Below are 16,910 nucleotides of genomic sequence, written 5' to 3' on the forward strand. Positions count from 1 at the left end.
AACGAAAACGCACCGAGCGGCTCACAGATATATAACGTGTCTCTAATATTGATTTAACCTCTTACCTTGACAATCGGTCGGCATGAATTCCGACATCACGCCCACCATGCCAATCACGACCAAAAGTGCACGCCCATCGGAGCATCGCAGCGTTGCGCTGATCGATCGCAGCCATGCCCGCCGTGGTGAGGTCGAGTCCTTCATCGCCGACGTCTACTTCGCGCGCTACGGCGCCACCCTGAGCACGTTCATGCCGCACCTTTTGGCGTTCAATCAGGGCCAGGACGAACTGCGCGCGGCGGTCGGGTTGCGTTCCGGATTCGAGGGGCCGCTGTTTGTCGAACAGTATTTGGAGATGCCCGCTGAGGCGGCCATTTCGGCGCAGATCGGTCGACCCGTTGCGCGGGGTGACCTGGTCGAAGCCGGCAACTTTGGGGCGCGCTATGCCGGTGACGCGCGCGAGTTGATCCTGAACATGACGCACTACTTGCATCTGGCTGGTTTCCGGTGGGTCCTGTTCGCGGCCACACGGCAGCTGCGCAATACGTTCGATCGCTTGCACCTGGCGACCGTCGAGCTGGCGCCGGCTGTCGCATCAAAGCTCCGCGACCAACATGCCGATTGGGGCAGCTATTACGAGACCGAACCCACCTTGATGTTTGGCGACATTGCTGCCGGCCATGCCTTTCTGACGCGCCAGGGCGCGCTGCCCGCCGAATCGAACGATGGATCGTGGCTGCAGATGGCGGGAGTGTCCGCGTGACACATGATTTTCAGACATTGGTCGCAACACTTGCCGGGACCAACACGCGAGCTCGCTTCAGTGGCGGCAGTTGGTCTGGAGACGCTTTCCGGGCTGAGATCCAGAAGCTGTCCGAAGCGCTGATTGCGAGCGGTCGTCGTCGCATTGCGAGTCGACTCGATAACGGTCCGCACTGGTTGGCGCTCGATCTCGCCCTCCGCAGTCTCGGTTTAGTTCACGTGCCCCTGCCAACGTTCTTTAGTGCGGAGCAAGTGGCGCATGCTTTGGCAGCCAGCGGTGCCGATCTGTTGGTAGTACCCGTGGGCACCAAGCTGACCGAGGCGATGGCCGAGCTTCCCGTTGTCGCCATGACTGATCCCTTTCTGGCGGTCGCCCTACCCGCTCATGTTGTGAGCATTCCAGCAGATACCGCGGTCATCACCTTCACGTCTGGCACCACCGGGACACCGAAAGGCGTTTGTCTGGATGCCACGGCGTTGATGAGCGTCGCACAATCCTTGGCCGACGCGGCCGCACCTTTGGGACCGAAGCGTCATCTCTGCCTGATGCCCTTGTCCACCCTGCTCGAGAATATTGGCGGCGTCTACGCCGCGTTGCTCGCGGGTGCCGAGATCGTTGTGCCCAGTCTGGCCGAGTTGGGATACAGCGGCGCGGCCGGATTGGACGTCGCGAAGCTGCTCGCGCGTCTGCACGCTGATCAGCCAGAGAGCATGATTCTGGTGCCGCAATTGCTGCTCGCACTGGTCATGGCGGCGGAACAAGGTGCCCCGCTTCCGCACTCGTTCAAGTTCATTGCGGTGGGCGGCGCGCGCGTTGGCGGCAACTTGATTGCTCGGGCCAAGGCGCAAGGTCTGCCCATTTATGAGGGCTATGGGCTGAGCGAGTGCGCGTCGGTCGTGTGCCTCAATCAGCCCGGCGCAGAACGAGCCGGCAGTGTCGGCCGGCCGCTCTCCCACGCCCAGGTGACGATCATTGATGGCGAGGTGGTGGTTCAAGGCGTCGGCATGCTCGGGTATCTGGGCGAACCGGAGCGGCAGAACGGGCCGATCACCACGGGTGATCTGGGATACGTGGACGCGGACGGCTTCGTGCACATTACCGGGCGCCGAAAAAATCTGTTCATCACATCGTTTGGTCGAAACGTGTCGCCGGAATGGGTGGAGAGCGAGCTGCACCAGCATCCCGCGATTGCGCAAGCAGTCGTGTTTGGCGAAGCGCGGCCATTCAATGTCGCGGTGCTGTGGCCACGCGACCCCAACTGCAGCGACCAGGATCTGGCTGACGCACTCGCTGCTGCCAATCGGGGGCTCCCGGACTATGCCCGCGTGCAGCAATTTGTTCGCGCCGAACAGCCATTCACGTTTGCCGACGGCTTGCTGACGAGCAATGGCCGACCGCGCCGCGAGCGTATTCATGCGCGCTATGAAATCGCGCTGACTGCCACCAATGGCGCGTCTGAATAAGTCCATCCTGGACGTTCAGACCCGCACTGAGTCCGGCACTCAAGCCTGCCCCGGCGAAGGCCGGGGTCCGGACTCAGTGCACCAGAACCAAGCACTTGCGCGCTTGATTCTGGGCGGGCCATCCATGGCCCGCATCGCCTCTGAACGTGTTCAGAGGCTGCCGATCAGTCTCAGGATCAGTACCCACTACAAGGAGTCGAAGCATGACCGATACGCCCACGCCAACCGCTGCAGTCCGCAAGCAACCGTTTCACGATCGCCTACTCGCCGAGACGAGCGCGGAACGTTCAGCGCTATTGTCGATTCCGATCATTCAGGAGGCGTTGTCGGGTCGGATCCGACGCGAGGACTATCTGAGCTTTCTGACGGAGGCGTTCCACCATGTCCGGCACACGGTGCCGCTGCTGATGGCCTGTGGGGCACGATTGCCGGCGCGCTTGGAGTGGTTGCGCACTGCGGTCGCCGAGTACATCGAAGAGGAAGTCGGCCATCACGAGTGGATTCTGGATGATCTCGCGGCGTCGGGCGCGAATCGCGATGCCAGTGCCGCCTCAACACCTGCAGAAGCCACCGAACTGATGGTGGCCTACGCCTATGACACGATTGCGCGTCGGAACCCGGTCGGGTTCTTCGGCATGGTGCTGGTACTGGAAGGCACCAGCGTCGCGCTGGCCACCCGCGCGGCCGAGACCATTGAGGCAAGCCTGGGCTTGCCACGTAACGCTTTCAGCTACTTGCGCTCGCACGGTGATCTGGACATTGAGCACACCGGCTTCTTTGAGCGCTTGATGAACCAACTGGACGACCCAGATGATCAAGCAGCCGTCATTCATGCTGCGAAGCGGTTCTACAAACTCTACGGCGATGTGTTCCGCGGGTTGCGTGCCGCAACGCCGGCATTGGCGGTGGCGGCATGAGCGCGCTCACTGATCAGACCGTTCTGCTGACCGGCGCCAGTGGCGGCATTGGGATGGCGCTTTGCGAGGCGTTGGTCAAGGCCGGCGCGCGCGTATTGGCCGTGGGTCGCAATGAGCAAAAGCTGCGCGAGTTGGCCGCCCAGCATCCTTTCGGCAAGGTGCTGTGGGTGAAAGCCGATCTGGCAAGCCCCGATGGCCCTGCCCAAGTCGTTGCGGCGGCCGAACGCGTACAACCGACACCATCCATTGTCGTCATGGCGCATGCCCAATCCGCGTTCAACCTGTTCGAGGATCAGTCGCCAGAAATGCTGCAACAGCTGGTGCAGGTGAATCTTCAGGCGCCGATGATGTTGGTGCATGGCCTATTGCCCCTGCTGAAGCGGCATGCCAATGCGTCGGTCGTCGCGATTGGTTCGACCTTCGGCAGTCTGGCGTTTCCCGGCTTCGCCGCTTACAGCGCCACCAAATTCGGCCTGCGCGGTTTGATGGAAGGCCTGGCGCGGGAGTATGGCGACAGCGCGTTGCGCTTCCAGTACTTGTCGCCTCGGGCCACGCGGACCGCGTTCAATAGTCCGCAGGTCGAGGCGATGAATCGCGAAATGAAGGTCAGCCAGGATGATCCGGCTGATGTCGCCGCGCAACTCGTTGACGCCATTGTCCGGGGCGATCGCCGGATGCAGATCGGTTGGCCAGAAAAACTGTTCGCACGCTTGAATGGTGCCCTGCCCGGCCTGGTCGATCGCAATCTGATCGCGCAGTTACCCATTGTTCGCCGGCACGCACGTTCTTGAGGGCGCTTGCCCTGAACCTCCCCTTCATTGTTCTTCGTCGCACCCACTATCAGGAGTCCATCATGGTTGCTCGTTTCCGTTTCTCACTCATCAGCATGACGCTGTTTGGGCTGCTCGGCTCACCGTTCGCCTTTGCGGGCGATCTCTCCCAGGAAGTCAGTGCGATTCGCGATCGCTGGGCCGAAGTCAACTACCAGGTTCCGAAGGACGATCGCGAAGACGCGTTTGCAGCACTTGCTGACGAAGCGGCAAAGGTGAAGGCCGCTGCGCCCAAAGACCCGTCGGCGCTGATTTGGGAAGGCATTGTGCTGTCGAGCTATGCGGGCGCGCGGGGCGGCCTGGGCGCTCTGAGTTTGACGAAGCAAGCGCGCGCCGATTTCGAGTCGGCCATCGCGCTCGACCCGAATGCGTTGGATGGCTCCGCGCAAACCAGTCTCGGCGTGCTGTATTACCAAGTGCCTGGTTGGCCGATTGGCTTCGGCGATGATGACAAGGCGCGCGAGCTCCTGTCTGAGGGCTTGAAGGCGAACCCGGATGGCATCGACGCGAACTACTTTTTTGCCGATTTCCTGAGTGATCAAGGCGATTGGCAGGGTGCCGCCACGGCGCTCGAAAAGGCGTTGAATGCTCCGGCCCGTCCCGGACGCGAGTTGGCCGATCAAGGCCGGCGCGACGAAATCAACGTGCTGCTGAGCAAAGTCCGCGAGCATTTGAGCGACAGCTGAGCCGAATTTGCTTTAGACCCTCGCTACGTCTCGCGAAACACCGCCAGAAACGTCTTGCTGACTGGCAGACGTTCTGGCCTGCCTTTGAGCTCCACCTCCGCGCTGTCCCGATCGATTCGAACCACCCGCTTGACTGCGTGCAAGTTCACTGCAGCACCGCGGTGAATCTGGCTGAAGCGGTCGGGGTCGAGCTGGGTGATCAGATCCTTCAGCGGGCTTCGGATCAGCGCTTCGAGCGGTTTGCCATCGGCGTCGTGATACGCCACCCGCGTGTACTTCTGATCGGCTTTGAGATAGTCGATATCGTGCACCGGAATCAGGTACGTGGCACTACCGAGGCTGGCGCGTAACCACTTGAGGTGCTCACTCTTCGCGAAGCCTTCCAGGCGTTGCAGGCGTCGGGCCAGATCGAGCAGCGTGTCGGCGCTCGGGCCTTGTTGGAGCATGCGCAGCTGTTGCTGCAAGCGCGCGACGCACTGGCCCAAGCGCGCGTCCGTCACCGGTTTGATGAGGTAGTCCAGCGCCCCTGCTTCAAACGCATCGACGGCGTACTGATCGAACGCCGTGACAAACACGAGTCGGGCCGCACCGCCAATATGCCGCGCCGCTTCGATGCCCGTCATGGCCGGCATCTGGACATCGAGAAAGCAGATGTCCGGCTGGCTGCGATCGAACAGCTCCACAGCTTCGCGCCCGTTGCGCGCCTGGCCAACGATGTCGAGTTCGGGCCAAAGTGTCCGGAGCCGCTGGACCAAATGCTCGCGCAGCAAGGGCTCGTCGTCGGCAACCAACGCCCGTGCGTTCATGGCGACGCCGCCACGGCTGGAAAGCGCAGTTTCGCCTCGGCGCCTTTGGGCGACCGCGCATTCAGTGTCAACGCAACGTCTGATCCAAAACTCAATTGCAGCCGCTCCAACAGGGCCTTGAGTCCGGTCCCGAGCCCCTTGCTGCCCGATTGCAGACCCTGACCGTCGTCGCTGACCAGCCACTCACATTGCCCGCCTTGCAGCTGCAATTGGATCCGGACCGTGCCGCCGTACTCGGTGGGGTCAATGCCATGTTGAACCGCATTTTCCACCAGAGTCAGCAGCGTCAAGGGTGGACAGCGCAAATGGTCGAGCCCGGGCGCGATCGCCCAGACCACTTGCAGCCGATCTGGCATGCGGAGTTGCATCAGGTCGAGGTATGCACGGGTCAGTTCGATTTCGTGACCGATCGTCTCATTGTTGGTGTCGAGTCGTGGCACGGCAGCGCGCAAGTAGGCGATCAGCGATTCCAGGACCTTGGTCGCGCGTGGCGAATCCATGCCGAGCAGAGCATGCACGTTGGCCAGTGTGTTGAACAGAAAGTGCGGCTTGACCTGCGCGGTGAGCAGGTTCATCCGGGCTTCCACGGCGTGTCGTGCCAGCTCGCTCTGCTTTAGCTCCAGATCGAGTGCGAGCCGGGAAACGGTTGCCTCGCGTTGGCGAACGAGTGCTGCGAGTGCCACCCAAGGCGCTACGAGGATGCCGAAGATCGTCATTATCCCAAAGCCCATCAGCCGGAGTTCGTCGTCCCAAAATGGCGGCGCGCCCTTCTTGGTGCTGAGTAGGTACGTCGAGATCGTGCACACCGGCACCGCAATGCCAACGCCGATGACCTGCAACGCCCAGCGCGCCACGCCACGTGGCAATCGGGCCGGAAACCGCTCCAGGATGCTGAACACGATCATCAACGTCGAGCCAATCCCAAGGACGCGCCACCAAAGCCCAGTGAGCGCAGTTTCCCAGCCCAACGACAGAATCGACGCCACCATGCTGGCGACCAGCAACGTCACGACGACGCGCATGGGCGGCACCAACCAGACTGGCGATGGCGGAGATGCGGCGGTTGCCGAGCTTGGTTTGTGGGGTGCGGTAGTCATCACGGTTGCCTCAGCGCCAGCGTTCCGCCGGCTGTCTTAGATACTGCTGGTAAAGATAGGCCCACGGCAAGACCGGCGGGATGATGATCAAGCCGAGCCCGATTTCCCAGGCAGACTGAAGTGCTTCCCCTTCCAGCTTGCCATGCGACAACAGCGGCAACCCGATAAAGAGCCACCAAAGCACTTTCCATCCAAGCTCGAATACGAGCAAGGGCAGCATTTTTTGGGGGTAACGAATCCCCAACCACGCCAGCACGCCAATCATGGAGAGGAGCGCGTGCTGGGCACCGTAGTCGGCCGCCCAGCGGTCGCTGTGGGTCAGCAGACCGGGCCACACCACCAAAGTCAGGCCAATCGCCATGAACGCATAGAGGCCACGCAAAAGGTTCAAGCGCCAAAGCGGCAACGAATTCGAGTCTGGTTGATTCATGATTGATCCTGGAGTTTGGAAGACGAAAGTGGACGGCGCGTGGGTCGATAGCGAACGAACCAGTAGACGAACATCAACAGAACCAGCAGCACTGGCGCGAACAAAAGCCCCGATGCCTGTATTGCTGGCGAGAACACCTGCATCTGCCCGAGAAACAGCGATGCGGTGGCAATGAACATCGCGGCGCCCATGCGCCAGAGGTGCCGGCGAAGCCGGACGTGCGTTGGCAATTGCGTTGACCGGATCAGCCGGTAATCGCCAATCAAGGCGAGCAGCACGAAGAGGCTGAAGATCAGTGCCGGTATGGCAAAAACGCCGCCGCGGCGAACTACATCGAGTAAGCCCATGCACGCGACGATTCCGAGCCCGGCCAAAGCCAGTATCGGCCGGACATTGATCGGGCCCGGTCGCTGCCGGATCGCGTGCCAGCTGCTCAAAACCCAATACATCGCGACGAGGCCCATCCAGAAATTCATCCATTGATCAGGCAGGTCTTGCGCCGCGCGAACGCTGGCGCTGAGGCTCATGGTCGCCATCGCGAACACAAAAATCGTGCCGAACCGACCGTGCGCGCCAGGTCCTTTCCGCATGGCCATTGCGACAAAGCCCGCCAGAATGCCCAACGTGCCGGCGACGACATGAAACATGACGATGGTGCTGAATGGTCCCGGCCATCGCCCATTGAGGTGGTACAGCGCGTAACGTGCCTCTTTGTCATGAGGCGACCGTCGGAGCAGTTCCTGGTAGGCCGAAATTGCCAGCGTCGGGTTCGGCGATGCGCGGGCTGCACGACCGAGTTGCCGCCAGGCGTCCGGCAGGTCTGGATGCATTGCCGCGCGGGTCTCCAGGAGCCGAACGGCGACGTCGGTCTGACCGGATGCGATCAGCTCACGCGCCCAGCTTCGTGTCGCGTCATCAGCGCATTGGCTTGCCGACTCTTGGTGCCCATGTTGTCCGCGGTACTCGGCCAGCATGGCGTCGGTGCCCTGCTCTGCCAACTTGAGCTGCAACGTCGTAATGTCACTGCCGCGATCGGCCGCGGTAGCTGGATGGCCAATGCTAAGCGCCGCGAGGCACCAGAGTAGCCGCGCACCGAGGTGATACCAGTTGATACTTGAGGTGCTGGTTTGCATTCGCAGATCGTCCCGTCCTTGGCTGACCGAGGCAGCGTATGGCCGGCGGTGCAGTTAGGCGACTGTGATGCGATGAAACGCTGAATTTGCGGATTGAAACGGCGCGTTCGTCGATCGGGATCGAACACTTGGGTCGAAGCGGTGCAGCTTGCAGGACTCGCGGGCCGCCTGCGCAGCGCTCCAACCAATTGGCTCGATGTGGGAGTCCCGCCGCCCCTTTGGTGCGCTGATTCGCGCATCAAACTGTCAGTGACGATGCGCAATTTTCACGACGGCACGATGTGGCAAGTAGTCCGCTTCCCAGCCTGCTTCCACTCGCGTGGGAGAGGGAGCCGGCTCCCTCCCCCGCGATCGCGGGGGAGGGCTGGGGAGGGGGTTACTTGCGACCAGGATTGGCACCAGCCACAACTGCCTTTGCGACACACGTCAACTATTTGTTGCGTGTTTGATGAGAGTAGTGGCCAACGGCGCAGGGCTGATGTCCGGTTCAGCCCTGCCGGTGAGCACTCGAGAACATGGGACTGGTTGTCTCAGTCTATTGAGGACAAACTGATCCGCAATGTCAGAGCGAGATCAGCGTGACGGATTCGCAGTTGTTATCGATGCTGTCAAACGGGTCGGCGCGAACAATGTCCTGACCCAAGCCACAATCGATGGTGTCACGGATGCCGTCTACGGCGTGGATGCGGTCGCTGCCGCTGCCGCCGCGCAGGATGTCGGCGCCAGTGCCACCATCGAGAAAGTCGTTGTAGCTGCCGCCATCCAGCGTATCGTTGCCGGCCTCGCCGTACATCGTGTCATTGCCGCTGCCGCCATAGAGTTGATCGGTGCCACTGCCGCCGAGCAGATCATCATCGCCCGCTTCGCCGTAAAGCGCGTCAATGCCGCCCTCGCCGTTCAGGAAGTCGGAGCCGGAGCCGCCAAAAAACTGATCCTCTTCGATGCCGCCGTTGAGGTCGTCATCGCCCAAACCCGCCTGAACCGACAGTTGATAGCCGCCGAGCGTCGCGACGGTCTCGTTGACGACCAACGTGTCGTTCTGGTTGTCGAGTTGCATCGGGAAGAACACCAAGTCGCCCGCCGCGCAGCGGATGGAAATGACGCTCCCGGTCGGGAACGGCGTGCAGCCACTCAGTCCGGCGAAGTCGCGAATGTCGAGCACTGGGTTTCCGGAAACAATATTCGGCTTGATCTCGATGGTGTTGACTTCGTTGAATCCGGCGTCGTAGTCGAGCACCGATGGCGTGTCCGAAATCGTTGCGGCGTAGCTGGTTGTGGTCGACAGCACTGCTGTCAGTAAAACGGCCAGTACGGCTTGTGGCGTGCGGGCATTGATGATTGCGCGACGAGCGTGGGTACTGATTGTGTGACGGTTCATGGTGATCCTCCAAGTAGTTGATCGATTGTTTGGCACCGTGGCGTGGCGACGGTGCGCTTCTGTCGGTGGTGTCGCGCTTCGATGCTCAAGGAGCCTCTGAACAAGTTCAGAGGCGATGCGGGCCATGGATGGCCCGCCCAGAATCAAGCACGCAAGTGGTTGATTCTGGAGCACTGAGTCCGGACACGTGCCGGACTCAGTGCGGGTCTGAAAGTCCAGGATGGACTTATTCAGACCCTCCTCAACGATCGATCTGGCGCGGGACTCGACGAGGGGGAACACTAGTGACGAAACAAAGCGGTATTCACTGCGGATCGTTAGGTCAGCGGCATGACTGAAGACAGTGCGCTTTGTGCACGTTTTACGCGTGCGCTTTGTGCGCATTCGGCGTTAGGGAGCCTCTGGACAAGTTCAGAGGCGATGCGGGCCAGGGATGGCCCGCCCAGAATCAAGTACGCACGTGCTTGACTCTGGAGCCATGAGTCCGGACAAGTGCCGGACTAATGGCGGGCCTGAAAGTCCAGGATGGACTTATTCAGACCCGCCTTACAGACTGTGTGAAAACCTTTGGGCAGCACAAAATTTGGCGCTTCAACATAGCCTCGGCGCGGCTGCAAGACCTTCAAACCCACCCCGGATCAAGTCCGGGGTGACGAGAGGTGGATTGGAACTCCTTGGGGAACCGATCCTTTCTAGCGTCTGAAGCAACGACTTTGCCTCGACGGACACTCTCGCGATTCGTCACCCCGGACTTGATCCGGGGTGGGTTTCAGGCTCGCGGCAAACTGACCCATCATTTGCACTCATCATCGCTTCCAAATCCGATCGGCGAGGTTGCTCGAACCAGTCCTTTGTTGTTTTCACACAGTCTGCTTAGCGGGCTCGGCTCATGAGGCGTTGTCCGTGCGAAAGCGCTTGCATGTCGGCGCGAATCCAGCACAATGCCGCAGTCGCGGTTGGCCGCGAGTGCGCACTGCATCGAACGTCTAGAACCGCTGTCTTGATCTGCTTGGGAGGCCGTTTGTCAGCAATTGAATCAACGCTTCAGCTCCCCTGCCTCGGTGCGGGTGTGGGATTGCGGGCCAAGCATTTTCGGACCGTGATCAAGGAGCGCCCAGCGATCGACTGGTTCGAGATCATTTCTGAAAACTTCATGGACAGCCAGGGCTGGCCGGCGGAAGCGCTCTCGGAAATTGCCCGACACTATCGCGCTGTTCCGCATGGCGTGTCGCTGTCGATTGGATCATCGGAACCCTTGAATCAAGCCTACTTGAAGCGACTGAAACAACTGGCGGATCGAATCGACGCGCCTTGGGTGTCAGACCATCTCTGTTGGACCAACTGCAATGGCTTCAACAGTCACGATCTGCTGCCGATGCCTTACACCGAAGCGTCGCTTCAGCATGTGGCAGACCGCGTGAAGCACGTGCAAGACTTCTTGGGTCGGCGTCTGTTACTGGAGAATCCGAGCAGTTATCTGAGCTTCAAATCGTCGACCATGCCGGAGTGGGCCTTTCTCGCGGAACTCGCGGAGCAGGCCGATTGCGGCGTGTTGTTGGACGTCAACAATGTCTACGTCTGCCAACGTAACCATGGTTGGGATCCCCACGCGTATCTGGCGGCGCTCCCTGCGGGTCGCATTGGGCAAATGCATCTGGCCGGCCATACCGACTATGGCAGCCATTGTATCGATACGCACATTGGGCCCGTGCCTGGGAGCGTGTGGGCGTTGTATGGCGACGCACTGGCTCGATTTGGATCGGTCTCAACGTTGATTGAATGGGACGAAGCGATTCCGGATTTTCCGATCTTGCAGGCCGAAGCGACGCGCGCGAAGGCCTGGATGCAAGGGCAAGAAAGGCCCGTCAGCGTTGCGACACCTACCAACCCGTCGTCCGAATTCAAGGTGTCCAATCCGGTCGACTTCATGGTGGGTTATGAGGTGGATGTTTGATGGCTTGGCAACAGGATCAGCAATGGTTGTGGCAGCAGATTCTCGCCGGCGCGTCGGTCGCAAGTTCGGCAACAGAAATGGTTCATGCGGGCCACCTGCCCGTCGACGCGCGCCTCGCGATCTATGCTGGCGGCTACCGACTGCGGTTATTGGAGTGCATGCGGGCCGCGTTTCCGCTGTTGCAATCGGCACTTGGTGACCCGCTGTTCGATCGCTTTGCGCTGGATTATCTGGATGCTCACCCGTCGCAGAGCTACACCTTGCATGATCTGGGCGCGGGATTTGCCGGCCATCTGGAACAGACACGCCCGACGAATCCAGAAGACGACGGCGACTGGGTCGACTTCATGATTGCCCTCGCACGCTTCGAACGCGTGTTGTCCGAAGTGTATGATGGTCCTGGCGACGAGCACGAGACGCCCAACGTTTTGCAACTCGCCAGCAGCTTGCGATTATTGTCGCTTAGCCACCCGGTGCACGAATCGCTGCGCGCGCATCAGCGTCAGGAGCCGGTGTCGGTGGTTTCGGCAAAACCGTTGTATCTGGCCGTTGTCAGACAGTCTTTTCGGGTCAGCGTTGAGCCCATTACGGCGACGGAATTTGCGCTCCTGCAGCGTGCTGCAACCGACGCGCTGGATCGTGTGCTGATCGAAGTGCGCGGGGGCGTGGGGGAAGCGGGTCTGGAGCGTTGGCTACACAGAATGCGTGAGCGCGGAATTATTGTTGGCGAGCACTGGCGCGGCTGACGGCCGTTTCAGTCGGTGCCAGAACCATCGAACTTCTAGTGCATCAGCGAGCCCGGAATGCATCCGGGCTCGCGTCCACATCGAACTATCAGGTGGAGGTTGGCGTTACCGCCGCGCGACGCGCGGTGCCGTCGTAGTTCACGCCGCCATTGGCGTGCTGACTATTCGGCGCCGGCAGATTTGCGACGTTTTGCGCTTTCGCAAACAGCTTCCGGGCTTCCTGCCACACGCTGTCGCCCTTCTTGACGTCCCGGCCCGTGCATGTGCTGGGCAGATCGGCGCTGAACAGTTGCTTGTCCGAGATCGGCACTTGGCAGCCGCCCTTGCCTTTGCACGAGTTGGCGCCGGGCACATAGAGGTCTTCGCACGGCAGCGGCTGGTTCTGCTTATCGGTGGCAATGAATCCGCAGGCACCCAAGTGCGTGCAGGTATTGCCGCCCACGCACGTGTGAATATCGGCCGTTGCGCACGCGCCATCGCCAGCCTTGGTGCCAAGACCGCCCCAACCCAGGCCTTTGCAGGTATTCAAACCTTGGCAGACGTTCATGTCCTTCTCGCCGCCCTTGCGGATTTCTGCGGTCACCGCGTCCCAGTGGTACAGGCACAGCGGATCAGCCTCGTCGAATGCGGCTTGCAACTGATCGTCGGTGACGCCCGGAACGTAGGAGAAGCTCGGCACCTGGCCCCATTGCCAGAGCTGCGGGATCAGATACTTGAAGGAGGTCATGACCTCGGTAAACGTGAATCCACCGCCAGGGGTCGCTGGATCCAGACCGCCGCCCGTCTTCATGCCCTGGTTGATGATATCGAGCGTCCGCGAATACGCGAGGTTGATGCAGGTGTCGAGTGCACCGGGCGAGGCAACCCAGTTTGGACGATCCGGGTCTTCGGCGTTGAGCGCATTGAACACGGTGCGTTGTGCCGGCAATTGCGCGACGGCGGCGTCATAGTCGACATTGCCATCGAGCGTGGCTTTGAGCGCGACAAATCGATCATAGTGGCTGGTGCAGTCCCAGGCGGCGAAGCGGCTATGCGGGGCCGACTGGTATTGCGTCGGAATCATGCCGTTGCTGCCATCGTCACCTTGCTGCAGGACTTTGGCGAGGTTCGGGAACCTGGTCGCAAAATCCTGCACGACGCCCGCGCCCTCGCCCTGAAAGCTGACGGCATTGGCCAAGTGCGCGATGTCGCGCTTGCACTTCACCACGGTGTAGATATAGCGGCTCTGGAAGGTCAGATAATCCATCTGATTCGGCGCTTCCGTCTGCTGGTTCGGTACCGCATTGGGAATCACTGGGCCGGGTTCGAGCGGGAACAGCTCCTCCAGCAGCACCGCTTTGTCGAGCAGCACCAACGTGGCGTGGTAGAGCGCCGAAATGGAATCGTAGGCGACTTCCATGTTGGGCGGTGGAAAGCCCCCTTCAGCCGGCGTTTCGATGCCGATCAGCACATCCAGTGTCGCCGGCAGATTGTTGAGCCCGACGCCTTTGACGGAGGGCAAATGCGGTACCGGACCCGTCCAGTCGAAAATGCTCGGGTCCAACTGTGGGCTGAAGCCCACGGCATTCGCAATGTTGGACGCGCACTGCAGGTGATACATCTCCTGTACGGCAACCGACAGCGATTTCTGCTGAATCCAGAAGAACAGATTCTGCTTGCTGCTGCCGCCGTTGCAGTTCTCTTTCGGAACGTACTGGTAGCTGGAATTGCCCGTTGCGACCGAGAACGAATAAGTGGCCGTCAGATACAACGGAATCGTGTAGAACTCCACGGCGCAAATGGCACTCAGATGCGCATGTAACGCCTGAATGATATCGCCGGAATGATTGAGTCTGCTCAGGGTGACTGCTGGCTTGCCGGTACTCATGATGAACCGCCCTCCTCAAGTAAAACCAACTGGGGGCAGCGTGGCAACAGCACCTGCAACGACACTGCAACAGCCCCCATAGATATGCAGTGAGTCGCCGCTCTGGCCACGCGCGCGTGTTGGCAACAACGAGGGCGCATCAAGCCAGAACAGTCCGTGGAGACTAGCCCGAAGTGTGGCAACCCGCAACGGACAATGTTCGGCGTAATCGTAACCCCGCGAGCTTGGCACCACCGATGTTTGGGATGCTGCCTTGGGGGCGATTTCGTACCGTCATCGGCACGTTCGTCACAGGGATTCCCATGATTCGTCCTAACCAGGTCGGCGCGCATCGCGTCGTGCGCACGTGTCTGTTCTTGCTGTTCTTGTGTTCTGGGCTCGGTCTGGCGCAAGTCCCAGCGCCATTAGCGATGCCAAACCTGCAGCTTGGCGAGGCCGGTTCGATTTTCGCGATGATCCAGCAGCCCGATGGCAAGCTCGTCGTGGGTGGTGACTTCACGCGCATCGCCGGTGTGTCCCGGGCCAACCTGGCGCGGTTCAATCCGGACGGCAGCCTGGATCTGACCTTCACCATGGCGGCCGACGGCATCGTCTTTTGCCTCGATATAGACAGCCAGGGCTGGATTTATGCCGGTGGCAACTTTCTGACATTGAACGGACAGCCCCGCTCCCGCCTCGGTCGATTCAACAGCAGTGGCGCAGTAGACGCGAACTGGCAACCCGGGACTGACGGCACGGTCTACGACATCGCGTTTAACGCGACCCAGTCGTTGCTCTATGTGGTCGGGGAATTCACCGAGGTGTCGGATGTGCCGAGAGAGCGTGTGGCGCGCGTGGCGACTGCCAACGGCGCCACGGTCGATGCAGCGTGGCGCGCTGGTGGCGAGGCCGATATCGGCGTAACGGATGTGCTGCCGGACGAGACCAACGGCGTGGTCTACATTGCGGGCTACATGGAATTCGTAGACGGCAACGTTCACCGCGGTGTTGCCCGGCTGTCGGCAAACGGCTTCGGTTCGGTCGACAATTGGAATCCGCAACTCAATGGCAATGTGTTTGCGCTCGAACAAGATGGGACCCATGTATACGTTGGTGGGCCCTTCTCCCAGGTCAATAGTGCGGGGGGCTTGATCACGCGGCAACGATTGGCGCGCGTCACGAAGTCTGGCGCTTTGGCCGATGCAGCGTGGAATCCCGGCATGACTGCTGGGGACGCCATCATTCACTTGCGCCGCGGTACTGACGGACTGTATGTCGCAGGTCGATTCTTCCAGGTTGGCGGACAAGCACAAGCGCATCTGGCACGCGTCGATGCCACTGGTACTGGGGCACTCGATCAGACCTGGCGGCCCGTCGTGCAAGATCCCGCAGAGTTCATCTTGCTTGATACGCAGGAGGATGTCTTTGTCGCCGAATACTACGAGCCGAACGTGGGCCTGAACGAGGCCGGTACCTTGTCGCGGCGATCCCGCCTCGCTGGCGCAGCCTCGTTGTGGACCGAGCAGATTGCCGCCGAAAATCGTGGTGTCCTGGTGTCCCAATTGCAGTTGCCGGACGGCAGTAGTTTGATCGGCGGGAAATTCGAAGTGATCAATGGCGCAATCCGCAAGAATTTGGCGCGGCTCGATGCCAACGGCGTTTTCGATCCGAACTTCGTGGCAGATACCAATGGCAGCGTGCAATCGCTGGTGCTGCAGCAAGGCCAGGTCGTGGCAGCGGGCTTCTTCACTCGGGTCAACAACATCGTTCGACCTGGTGCGGCGCGCTTGAACGCCAACACGGGCGCAGTGGACCCAGGCTTCGCGCCGCAGTTCGACAATGCCGTACTCGATGTGGCGACGGACGCCCAGAATCGCATTTACGCCACCGGCATCTTTCTGAACGTCAATAATGTGCTGCGCGCCGGTCTGGCGCGACTGGAGCCGGACGGCTCGCTGAGTCCCGCTTGGTTGAATCCGCTGAACGGCGTCGGCATCAGTCTTCTCGCCGAACCCGATGGCACGCTGATGGTGGTCGGGGCCTTTACCCAAGTCGCGTTCCAACCCCGTTCTCGCGTGGCTCGGATCACGGCCGCCGGCACGGTCGATTCCGGCTTTGTGGCAAACGCCGGCAATACGGTGTTCAGCGTCATTCGGAATGGCAGCGGCGGCTACATTCTGGGCGGCAGTTTTCGGCACTTGAACGCCATCAGCAGGGACCGCCTTGCGATGGTCGATGGCACAGGTGCCCTGCTGCCATTCCAAGTCGGCGCCAATGGCACGGTCTACAGCACGGTGTTGTTGCCCGACCAGTCACTCGTCGTCGGTGGTGAATTCAGCAGTATTGGCGGCAGCAATCGCAGTCGATTGGCCAGACTGAATCCCGCAACGGGTGTCGTTGATCCAGTGTTTGATCCAAACCCCGACCAAGCCGTGCTGAGCCTGGAATATCGTTCAGTGGACGACACCGTTGCGGTTGCTGGTGCGTTCAATCGGATGGGCGCAATGTCGCGTATTGGGCACGCATGGCTCCCATTGTCGCCGCGCGCCACACCGCCGAGGCCCGTTCCGGTATCGAGCCCGTTTGCACTGTTGCTGCTCGGCTTGTTCGTCGCCCTGGCACCGGCGAAATGGCTGCGGCGCGTGCGCCAAGGTTGACCTTGCGCAATTGCGCGATACGGGATCGACTCGTCTATGTGGAGCCGTCGTTGCGCCATGGCAATTCCGGTCCCATTCGCGCCGAAGGTCTTGGCGCGAATGAATCGGGGTGCGGCAAAATGTCGCAGTGGTGAGGCCGTCGCGGTGCCCTAGACTTGCGAGTTTTGACGTGCCCAGGGCTACAGTCGCCAGTACCCGCCCAGT

General features: G+C 60.8%; 14 protein-coding genes. 8 read left to right on the plus strand and 6 right to left on the minus strand.

Annotation, left to right across the window (positions count from 1 at the left end; genetic code table 11):
- Window positions 1–106: 106 nt before the first annotated feature.
- From C7S18_RS08735 to C7S18_RS24935, 5 genes are all read left to right on the plus strand, one after another.
- Window positions 107–763 carry a thermostable hemolysin gene (locus C7S18_RS08735; protein WP_106893974.1) on the plus strand — a complete coding sequence of 219 codons (657 nt, stop codon included), beginning with the start codon at window positions 107–109 and terminating at the stop codon, window positions 761–763.
- Entirely contained in the window at window positions 760–2,226 is a 1,467-nt protein-coding gene (locus tag C7S18_RS08740; RefSeq protein ID WP_106893975.1) for an AMP-binding protein, read from the plus strand. The genes C7S18_RS08735 and C7S18_RS08740 overlap by 4 nt, the downstream gene beginning before the upstream one ends.
- 203 nt (window positions 2,227–2,429) lie before the next feature.
- Entirely contained in the window at window positions 2,430–3,143 is a 714-nt protein-coding gene (locus C7S18_RS08745) for an iron-containing redox enzyme family protein (protein ID WP_106891196.1), read from the plus strand.
- Window positions 3,140–3,934: an SDR family oxidoreductase gene (locus tag C7S18_RS08750; protein ID WP_106891197.1), complete on the plus strand. Its 795-nt coding sequence runs from the start codon at window positions 3,140–3,142 to the stop codon at window positions 3,932–3,934. The genes C7S18_RS08745 and C7S18_RS08750 overlap by 4 nt, the downstream gene beginning before the upstream one ends.
- Window positions 3,935–3,996: 62 nt before the next feature.
- Window positions 3,997–4,659, plus strand: a complete 663-nt coding sequence (locus tag C7S18_RS24935; protein ID WP_106891198.1) for a tetratricopeptide repeat protein — start codon at window positions 3,997–3,999, stop codon at window positions 4,657–4,659.
- Between the two features lie 23 nt (window positions 4,660–4,682).
- On the opposite strand, the gene C7S18_RS08760 is transcribed toward C7S18_RS24935, so the two are convergent.
- The 5 genes from C7S18_RS08760 to C7S18_RS25120 form a co-directional block, all read right to left on the minus strand.
- Window positions 4,683–5,465, minus strand: coding sequence for a LytR/AlgR family response regulator transcription factor (locus C7S18_RS08760; RefSeq protein ID WP_106891199.1), 783 nt, complete (start codon window positions 5,463–5,465; stop codon window positions 4,683–4,685).
- Complete coding sequence (locus tag C7S18_RS08765; RefSeq protein ID WP_170113187.1) at window positions 5,462–6,487, minus strand: sensor histidine kinase; 1,026 nt, start codon at window positions 6,485–6,487, stop codon at window positions 5,462–5,464. The genes C7S18_RS08760 and C7S18_RS08765 overlap by 4 nt, the downstream gene beginning before the upstream one ends.
- 85 nt (window positions 6,488–6,572) lie before the next feature.
- Window positions 6,573–6,992 (minus strand): hypothetical protein, encoded by a 420-nt coding sequence (locus C7S18_RS08770; RefSeq protein WP_106891201.1) that lies wholly within the window; start codon window positions 6,990–6,992, stop codon window positions 6,573–6,575.
- Complete coding sequence (locus C7S18_RS08775; RefSeq protein WP_106891202.1) at window positions 6,989–8,125, minus strand: tetratricopeptide repeat protein; 1,137 nt, start codon at window positions 8,123–8,125, stop codon at window positions 6,989–6,991. The genes C7S18_RS08770 and C7S18_RS08775 overlap by 4 nt, the downstream gene beginning before the upstream one ends.
- A 562-nt stretch (window positions 8,126–8,687) precedes the next feature.
- On the minus strand, window positions 8,688–9,503 hold the full coding sequence (locus tag C7S18_RS25120; RefSeq protein ID WP_276309429.1) for a calcium-binding protein: 816 nt from the start codon (window positions 9,501–9,503) through the stop codon (window positions 8,688–8,690).
- Window positions 9,504–10,602: 1,099 nt separating this feature from the next.
- On the opposite strand from C7S18_RS25120, the gene bufB reads away from it, so the two are divergent.
- Together bufB and C7S18_RS08790 are read left to right on the plus strand one after the other, a co-directional pair.
- A complete protein-coding gene (gene bufB, locus C7S18_RS08785; RefSeq protein ID WP_240624015.1) occupies window positions 10,603–11,457 on the plus strand; it encodes an MNIO family bufferin maturase in 855 nt (284 codons plus the stop codon).
- Window positions 11,457–12,203: an HvfC/BufC N-terminal domain-containing protein gene (locus C7S18_RS08790; RefSeq protein ID WP_106891205.1), complete on the plus strand. Its 747-nt coding sequence runs from the start codon at window positions 11,457–11,459 to the stop codon at window positions 12,201–12,203. The genes bufB and C7S18_RS08790 overlap by 1 nt, the downstream gene beginning before the upstream one ends.
- An 88-nt stretch (window positions 12,204–12,291) precedes the next feature.
- Here the strand turns inward: C7S18_RS08790 and C7S18_RS08795 are convergent, their stop codons facing one another.
- Window positions 12,292–14,070 carry a ferritin-like domain-containing protein gene (locus tag C7S18_RS08795; RefSeq protein ID WP_106891206.1) on the minus strand — a complete coding sequence of 593 codons (1,779 nt, stop codon included), beginning with the start codon at window positions 14,068–14,070 and terminating at the stop codon, window positions 12,292–12,294.
- A 302-nt stretch (window positions 14,071–14,372) separates the two neighbouring features.
- Here C7S18_RS08795 and C7S18_RS08800 point away from each other — a divergent pair, with 302 nt between their 5' ends.
- Window positions 14,373–16,706: a delta-60 repeat domain-containing protein gene (locus C7S18_RS08800; RefSeq protein WP_170113188.1), complete on the plus strand. Its 2,334-nt coding sequence runs from the start codon at window positions 14,373–14,375 to the stop codon at window positions 16,704–16,706.
- Window positions 16,707–16,910 lie beyond the last annotated feature (204 nt).

Origin of the sequence: Ahniella affigens, assembly GCF_003015185.1 — a bacterium.
In the GTDB taxonomy this organism is placed as follows: Bacteria; Pseudomonadota; Gammaproteobacteria; order Xanthomonadales; family Ahniellaceae; genus Ahniella; species Ahniella affigens.

What these genes read in the sequence shown, in the direction of transcription:
- C7S18_RS08735 (WP_106893974.1), top strand. Translation starts at nt 107, where the DNA reads ATGCCAATCACGACCAAAAGTGCACGCCCATCGGAGCATCGCAGCGTT.
- C7S18_RS08745 (WP_106891196.1), top strand. Translation starts at nt 2,430, where the DNA reads ATGACCGATACGCCCACGCCAACCGCTGCAGTCCGCAAGCAACCGTTT.
- C7S18_RS08750 (WP_106891197.1), top strand. Translation starts at nt 3,140, where the DNA reads ATGAGCGCGCTCACTGATCAGACCGTTCTGCTGACCGGCGCCAGTGGC.
- C7S18_RS24935 (WP_106891198.1), top strand. Translation starts at nt 3,997, where the DNA reads ATGGTTGCTCGTTTCCGTTTCTCACTCATCAGCATGACGCTGTTTGGG.
- C7S18_RS08760 (WP_106891199.1), bottom strand. Translation starts at nt 5,465, where the DNA reads ATGAACGCACGGGCGTTGGTTGCCGACGACGAGCCCTTGCTGCGCGAG.
- C7S18_RS08765 (WP_170113187.1), bottom strand. Translation starts at nt 6,487, where the DNA reads ATGCGCGTCGTCGTGACGTTGCTGGTCGCCAGCATGGTGGCGTCGATT.
- C7S18_RS08770 (WP_106891201.1), bottom strand. Translation starts at nt 6,992, where the DNA reads ATGAATCAACCAGACTCGAATTCGTTGCCGCTTTGGCGCTTGAACCTT.
- C7S18_RS08775 (WP_106891202.1), bottom strand. Translation starts at nt 8,125, where the DNA reads ATGCAAACCAGCACCTCAAGTATCAACTGGTATCACCTCGGTGCGCGG.
- C7S18_RS25120 (WP_276309429.1), bottom strand. Translation starts at nt 9,503, where the DNA reads ATGAACCGTCACACAATCAGTACCCACGCTCGTCGCGCAATCATCAAT.
- C7S18_RS08790 (WP_106891205.1), top strand. Translation starts at nt 11,457, where the DNA reads ATGGCTTGGCAACAGGATCAGCAATGGTTGTGGCAGCAGATTCTCGCC.
- C7S18_RS08795 (WP_106891206.1), bottom strand. Translation starts at nt 14,070, where the DNA reads ATGAGTACCGGCAAGCCAGCAGTCACCCTGAGCAGACTCAATCATTCC.
- C7S18_RS08800 (WP_170113188.1), top strand. Translation starts at nt 14,373, where the DNA reads ATGATTCGTCCTAACCAGGTCGGCGCGCATCGCGTCGTGCGCACGTGT.